A 7279-nucleotide genomic window follows, 5' to 3' on the forward strand; every position below is an offset into this window, starting at 1 on the left:
GATCCGGCGCGGCCAAGAGGGCGGCGGCCTTGGCCGGGCTGTCCGCCGCCAGCAGGCCCACCGGAATGTGGCGCAGCTGAACCTGGCCGGCATTGACCCAGGGCCGGGCGTCGCGCCAGAACTGGCGGCAGTACGGGCAGTTGGGATCGGTGAAGGTGTAAACCACCCTGGCGGCGTCGGCCTTGCCGTCGGCTATCCAGTGGCTGGCTTCCAGCTGCCGCCACAGCGCGGCGCCGAACTGCCGGTCCAGCAGCTCCGGCTGCCATTTTTCGCCATGGGCGTCGGTGATGTTGCCGACGATGGCTTGCTGGCCGTCCGGCGTCAGGTAAAGGGTTTGCGGCCGGCCCAGATAGAGCGCGGCGTAGCCGGTCAGCCCGGCGGGGCCGGGAAAGCTGCTCAGGACTTCATAGCCCTGGGCCTCCAGCGCCTGGATGGGCGCCGGCCAGGCTTGGGGCGCAGCGGCGTGGGCGTTCAGGCTCAGCCATAGCGCCAGCGGCGCCAGGCCGCGGATCAGCGATGCGGTCATGGTCATTCCTTGGAGGCGCTGTCCAACTGTTGCAGTTTGCTGGCCAGGGTGGCCTCGGACAGTTCGCCCAGGTGTACGGTTTGCAAGCGGCCGCGGGCGTCGAAGAACAGCGTGGTGGGCAGCGCCACCGAGCCATATTCGCGGCCCAGCGCGCCGCCAGGGTCCAGCAACACGTGTTGCAGCCGCAGCGGCTGGCTACGGAAAAACTGGCGCACCAGCACTTCGTCCTCGCCCTGGTTGGCGAATAGGAAGCGCACGCCGGTGTATTGTTGCTGCGCCTGTTGCAGCAGCGGCATTTCCCGCAGACAGGGCGGGCACCAGCTGGCCCACAGATTGAGCACCACGGGCTTGCCGGCGGCCAGCGCCGGCAAGGAGGCGGGGGCGCCGTCCAATTGCGGCAGCACGCGCGCGGACAAGGCGGCCTTGGTCTGCTCCTGTTGCAGCGCCTGGCCTGCGGCCCAGGCCAGCGCGCCGCTCAGGATAGCGATGGCCAGCGGTCGGCGCAAGGCGGCGCGGCGCCAACCGCGCCATAGCGCCAGGGCCAGCGCGGCGGCGATGCCGGCCCAGGGCAGGAAGCCGCCGTCGCGCAGGTCCAGCATCGCCAGCGGCCGGTGGGCGTACAGCGAGAACCAGTAGAGCACGAAGGCCGCCCGCGAGGCGACGAAGCCCCACAGCAGCATGTCGTTGAGGTCAGACGCCACGCTGACGCGCCAGCGGCGCGCGGCGAGAAAGCCGGCGGCGTGCGCGGCCAGCCAGGCGGCGGCCGTGATGGCGAAGCTGACGGGAATGGCCAGCGGGCCAAGGTTGAAAGCAAGCATGGTTTAGTCCTGTGCCGCGCGGACGGCGCGCGGCGGGGAGGCCGTCCGTGGCCCGGGCGCCCGGTGGGCGCTGGCAGGGGGCGGCTGTCTGGCGGTGCCCGCGGCATGGCCGCGGGGTTCTGCCGCGCGAGCGGCTGGAACTGGCGTTTTAAACGTCAGAATAGACTGGGCTTTCTCAAAAAGATTCACCGCTTGCGCTGGGAGGGGGCGACGACGGCAGGGGGGAGTATAGACGACAAACGGCCCGCCTCAGCGCGGGCGCCGGGCGGGCCGTGGTTCGGAGCGCGGTTCAGCTGGCCTGGTGCACGCGCATGAATGGCGGTGCGGCCACCACGTCCGGCGTGCTGGTGCCAACGGGGTGCTGCATCACTTTCTGCGCCACCAGCTTCAGCTCGTACATGATGCCGATGGCGGCGTCCAGCTGCTGTGGCTGGCCGTTGAAGGTGCGGTCCAGCGCGGCCAGCAGGTTTTGATAAGACTGGTAGAACTGGGCGCCGCTGACCGCCGCGCCGCTGCCGGCCGGATAATCGGAGAGCGCGGCATTGGGCAGCAGATTGAACACGCCGGTTTCGTCCAGCGGCACCGGCTCGCCGGTGTAGGACCAGCCGGAGGGGCTGCAGTCGTCACGCACCAGGCGCTTGCCGTAGTAGATTTCGCCAAACTTGAAATAGTGGGCGTAGCCGCCGCCGGCGTCTTCCTTGGGGTTGATCCAGTCGTCTTCCACCTGCACGCCTTCGCCCTGGCGCACGATGGTGTTTATCACCGCGCGGGCGCTGGCCATGTCGTGCACCTTGCCGTCCGGACAGCCTTCCACCTCGTGCGGAAACCACTGGCTGACATCCACCTGTTCGTCCAAGCGCGGCTGGGCGAAGCAGTCATGGCCGTGGTTTTCCAGGTGCTGCAGCCGCTCCAGTATTGCTTGGTAGAAGCGGCCGATGGAGTCGAAGCCGGGCTGGTTGTCGACATAGGCCTGGGTTTCGCCGGGCAGGATGGCCTGGGTGTCCGGGCGCTCTATCTCCATGAACACCTCCTGCGCCTGCTGCCGGCTCAGCGCCTTGAGCGTGACGGTGAGGCTGGTGTCCACGCACATCGGCAGCGGCCCGGGATAGTTGAGTGCCTGGCCGTCCTCGATGATGCGCGGATTGCCGCCGATGGCGATCAGGGTATTGGCGGCCAGCGTCATGTGCAGCATTTCCTCCACCACCACCGACTGCACCAGCGCGCGCGCTTCCTGATTCTGGCCGGGCTTGATGGAGAACAGCGCGGTCAGATAAGTGGGGATGGTGGACAGCTCCAGCCGCACCGCGCCGGCCAGCATGGTTCGCACATGATGGATGTGCTCGGCCTGGCGCAGCTCGGTCATGAGTTCTTGACGTATCTTCAGCATGGCTTGGTTTCCTTGGAAGGGCGAATGACGGGGCCGGGGTCAGCCGCGGGGCTTGCGCAGCTTGCTGGCGGATGGGGAGGCGAGCGTGGCGGCGATGTCGGCTTCGCTGGGCGGCGCGCTTTGACGCAGTGGGCAGCGCTTGCCGTACATCAACTGGCGGTCGAAGGTCTTGCCGGTGCGGTCTATCACGTTTTGGAAGTAGTTGATCAGCATGCGCCGCTTGCTGGCGGACAGATCGCGCGTCACCGGCATCTGGTCCGGGTCTTCCATCGGTTTGTCGAAGACGAAGCGCATGATGAAGGCGCTGGCGTCGGCCACTGCCTGCTTGGAAAAGTCGAACAGGCCCTGGCTCATCACCGGGTAGAGGTTGGCGTATTGCTGCAGGATGGGTTGCACGTCTTCCCAGCTTGGATTGTCCAGATCGATGTTCTGGCCCGGCTGCGGGAAGCTGCTGAAAACCACCACCGCCAGGTTGTCGTAATGCTGCTGCAGCGCCGGGTCGGGGCCGGCCAGATTGTAGGAAATGGTGAATAGCTGGCCGTCCATGTATTCGCGCGGGGTGCCGAAGGTTTCCGGCCCGTGCAGGGTGATGGCGGCCCGGCCGGCCTGGTCGGTGACCGGTTCCGCCGGGCTGATGCGGATGGCGGCGTTGGGCACGTTGTTGACCGGCAGCAGCGCGCGCGGCGTGGTGCCCACGGTGGCGTCGGCGGGGGTATTGCCGTAGTCCAGCATCGGCGCGCCGGCCCAGAAGGCCAGCGCAGCGCCGGCCAGCGGCTGGCCATAGCGCGCGGCGTAGACATGGGTGTGCAGGTGGTTCTTGTCCGGGTGGTTGGGGTCCAGGCGGATGGCGAAATCCTCGGCGCGCACCTCGTTGCCCAGCAGCACTTCGCGCACGCAGACGGTGGCGCGGCCTTGCGCGTCCACCGGCTGGACGATGGCCAGCGGCAGGGGCCGGGTGGCCAGCCGCAGCTGTTCCTCGGTCAGCGGCACCGACTGGATGCCGGCCTGCTGGTCTTGCAGCGTTTGCGAGGTGTCCACGCTAGCGATGACGGTGTAGTCGCCCGGGCCGATCTCCGTGTCCTGCGCGGTCAATTCCTGATGCAGGATCGCGTATTGCAGAGGCGGCAGCGCGACGACCTGGTTATTGCCATCCACGGGCAACGCATTGCTCAGGTCCACTTGCAGGCTGGCGGTTTCCTGGTCCAGCCAGGAAGAGAAACAGCCGATGCCATTGCCGGACACCGAGTCCTGCAGGCTGTTCTGAGTGGTGGGCATGAAGCGGCGGCCCAGGATGAAGGAGCGCGGCTGGTCGGCATAGGCCGGGCCGATGGCGCCGAGCACGGTGCCGTAGCCGAACAAGGGCGAGCCGGCGTTCATATCGTAGCCGTAGGTGGATAGCCGGATGGACAGCCGGTCCTGCTCGCTCAGCTCGATCAGGCGCGCCAGCAGCGGGCTGTCGAAGCCGTCCAGATGCCAATGGATATTGGTGAGCACGGATTGGAAGATCGCCGAGGCGCCCATATCGCTGCCATTGCCCTGACCGCGGCCAAACCACAGATCGCGGAAGGGGTTGCTCTGGTAATCCGCGGTCATCAGCGGCGTGCCGTCCGGCTTGAGCAGCGACACCGCTAGGCCGTAGACATTGGAGGCCAGCTGCCAGTCCGGGTCCAGGTCCACCATCTTGGCGGACGGCTTGCCAATGGCGTTGCCCACGCTACAGGACAGCAGCGGGTCCTGCGCCGGATTGGTGATCTGGATGCCGTTGGGCCCGCGCAAGCTGGTCACCTGGCAGTTGGCGAAGCGCATGATGGCGGTGCCGGTGGGGTGCCACCAGCCGTTGTAAGTCTTGGTGTTGCCGGCGGCATCCGCTTGCTGGAACTCCTGGAAGTGGGCCTCGAAGGTGGCGTTGTCGAAGTGGCGCGGGTCGTTGTTGACGGTGGAGACGTCGGCCTGGAACTGGCCGGCAAAGGCCAGCCGGGGAAACTGCAAATAGCTCATATGGGCTCCTAGCGGTGAGGAAAATCCGCGGACGACTATGCTTGGCGTTTTAATTCCATACGCATAGCGCGGGTATAGGCAGCGCTGACCATTAGGGCAATGTTCTTTAGGTCAGGTGGATAGGCGGGGCAGGTGGAGAAAGGCCGGCGCCTTGCGCGCGCCGGCCAGGGGCGGGCGATTACTCCGCGCCCAGCGACATCGCGTGCTTGAACACATTGCCCGGGTCGTACTTGCGCTTGATCGCCACCAGTTCCGGGTACAGCGCGCCGTAATACAGCTCGCCCCAGCTATAGCCGGGTGTGCCCGGCCGCGCGCCATTCAGCATGTCCACGTCCGGGTAGTTGATGTAGCAGCCTTCGTAGGGCGAGTCCGGCAAGACCGCCGAGGCCGGGTAGGGCGTGCCGTTGAAGCCGTCGGCGGCGTAGACGGCGTCGAAGAACTCGCGCATCCAGTTCAAGTGCTTGGCGTCGTTGGCCGGGTCGGTCCAGTAGCTCTGGTATTGCAGCTTCATCACCGAGGCGCGCTGCGGCACCGCGGTCTGGTTGTCGGCGGGATCAAAACCGTTGTTGCCGGCGCCGCGGCGGTTGATCGCGCCGCCGTAGGAATCCACTTGCAGCAGCGATTGGGCAAAGTCCTGGTCGTCGGCATGGGCGTTCAGATGCTGGTGGATCGCCTTGCACTCGGCTTGGCTGAAGTTCTGTTTCATATAGGCGGATTTGTACTTGCCGCGCTGATTGTTGCCGGAGCCGTTCAGCGTCTGGGTGGCGTACAGCCAGTCCATCGCCTGCGCGTGTTCTGGCAAGGGCGCGCTGTTCCTGGGCGGCGAGCGGTGCGGGATGTGGGGCAGATGGCCGCCGCCGGGCAGATAGGTGTTCAGCAACTGCGGCGAGGCCACTTGCGCGATGCGCCGATAGAAGTCGTTGAACGGCGCGGTATCGTTCAGCTTGCCGTCCCGGTCGGTGTACTGCACCACCAGCCCCAGTTTTTTGGCGCTGACATGGGTGAGCTTGAGTAGGCTGAACAGGCCGTAGCCATCGGGCTCGCTGTCCGCCTCCCGCCAGTATTGGCCGTAGGTTTGCAACAAGGCGGTGAAGCGGCCCAGATCCTTGAAATCGTTCCAGTCGAATTGCAGGAATTGCACGCCCACCTGCTGTGGCGCCGGCGGCAAATCGTCGAAGTAATAGCTGGTGATCAGGCCAACATTGCCGCCGCCGGCGCCCTTGCACAGCTTGAGCAGATCGGAGAATTCATTGTCGGCGCGAGCGTGGACCTTGCGCGCCTTGCCGCCGTCCGCCAGCAGAATATCCACCGCGCTCAGCCAATCCACGGTCAGGCCTTGTAGCCGCGACAGCAGGCCGTAGCCGCCGCCGCTGATATGGCCGCCGGCGCCCACCGAGTAGCAAGAGCCGCCCGGCACCGTCTTGCCGGTGAGCTTGTACAGGCCGACATAGCCGTCCCAGTTCTGATTGCCGGCCAGGAGCTGGAAGCCGTAGCTGTGGCCGTCCGCCACAACGTCGCGGCGCAAACCGGAAAGTTGGCCGATGTCTATGATCAGGCCGCCGGGATTGTTGCTGACGAAGCCCTCGTAGCAATGGCCGCCGCTGCGTATGGTGGGCTTGAGCTTATGATCCAGCGCGTATTGCAGCGCGGCGACGACTTCGGCCTCATCGCTGCAGATGACAATGCCGCTGGCGGCCTGGCCGGTTTCCGGCCAGCGCAGGTTGAAGCCTTTTTTCAGTGTCTCGTAACGATGATCGTCCGGGGTGATGGCATTCAAGCCCATGTGCTCTTCTCCTTGTGCGGCCGCGACGGCGGCTGTGCGTTTTGAATGACATTGTTTTATAGACGAGGGGTGAGAGGGCGAGGCTGGCAAATGCTGAGCTTGGTGGCATTGCTTGTTTTAACGTTTCATTTCTCGGGGTCCAAGCTTGAATCCGCTGGATTTTGTTCTGGCATGAAATGACATTTGGATGTTGTTTTGCTACGCTCCCTGCCAAAATCAGGAGCGAGCGGACATGATCAAGCAATGGATGGGCCTGGCCCTGCTGCTGGGCGGCCTAGGCGGTGCGGCGCAGGCCGGCGAGGCGTTTGGCGCGCCGGGACTGACGGCGGTGCGCGGCCCGGCGGCCAAGTCTTTCGTCGGCGTGGCAACGGAGGGGCCGTCGCGGGTGTATTTCACCGGCTATCGCGGCGTGGTGTCCGAGGTGTTCTACCCGGCGGTGGACAGCCAGGCGGCGGTGGATCTGCAATTCCTGGTGGGCGACGCCGGCGGCGGTTTCGTCGACGAGGAAAAGCAGCAGGACTACCGCGTGCAGCGGCTGCATCCGCGCAGCATGAGTTGGCAGGCGCAGACCGGCAACGCGGCCCATCACTGGCGCATCAGCAAGCGCATCTTCACCGATCCGGCGCGCGACGCGCTGATCCAGCGCGTCACCTTCAGCGCGCTGGACGGCCGCCGCGTCGGCGATTTCCGGCTTTATCTGCTGTTCAAGCCCTATCTGGACAATGCCGGCGCCGGCAATAGCGCCGCCACCCTGGCGCGCGCCGGCG

The 7279-nt window shown here is 65.9% G+C and carries 5 protein-coding genes and 1 pseudogene; 1 reads left to right on the forward strand and 5 read right to left on the reverse strand.

Annotated elements, in window-relative coordinates:
* The 5 genes from dsbG to LQT98_RS08475 form a co-directional block, all read right to left on the reverse strand.
* Positions 1-526 (reverse strand): thiol:disulfide interchange protein DsbG (dsbG, locus tag LQT98_RS08455; protein ID WP_231461917.1); only part of this gene is annotated, 526 nt, incomplete at its 3' end.
* Between the two features lie 2 nt (positions 527-528).
* Positions 529-1344 carry a TlpA family protein disulfide reductase gene (locus LQT98_RS08460; RefSeq protein ID WP_048408137.1) on the reverse strand — a complete coding sequence of 272 codons (816 nt, stop codon included), beginning with the start codon at positions 1342-1344 and terminating at the stop codon, positions 529-531.
* A 289-nt stretch (positions 1345-1633) separates the two neighbouring features.
* On the reverse strand, positions 1634-2731 hold the full coding sequence (locus tag LQT98_RS08465) for a ferritin-like domain-containing protein (RefSeq protein ID WP_053074186.1): 1098 nt from the start codon (positions 2729-2731) through the stop codon (positions 1634-1636).
* Between the two features lie 39 nt (positions 2732-2770).
* The gene (locus LQT98_RS08470; protein WP_231461918.1) at positions 2771-4729 is read right to left on the reverse strand and encodes a hypothetical protein; all 1959 of its coding nucleotides are present in this window, start codon (positions 4727-4729) and stop codon (positions 2771-2773) included.
* 178 nt (positions 4730-4907) lie between these two features.
* On the reverse strand, positions 4908-6512 hold the full coding sequence (locus LQT98_RS08475) for an FAD-dependent oxidoreductase (protein ID WP_231461921.1): 1605 nt from the start codon (positions 6510-6512) through the stop codon (positions 4908-4910).
* 232 nt (positions 6513-6744) lie between these two features.
* Between LQT98_RS08475 and LQT98_RS08480 the strand changes: the two are divergent.
* Positions 6745-7279, forward strand: a pseudogene (locus tag LQT98_RS08480) (glycoside hydrolase family 15 protein); the annotation flags it as partial.

The sequence above is a fragment of the Chromobacterium aquaticum genome, from assembly GCF_021129195.1.
In the GTDB taxonomy this organism is placed as follows: Bacteria; Pseudomonadota; Gammaproteobacteria; order Burkholderiales; family Chromobacteriaceae; genus Chromobacterium; species Chromobacterium aquaticum.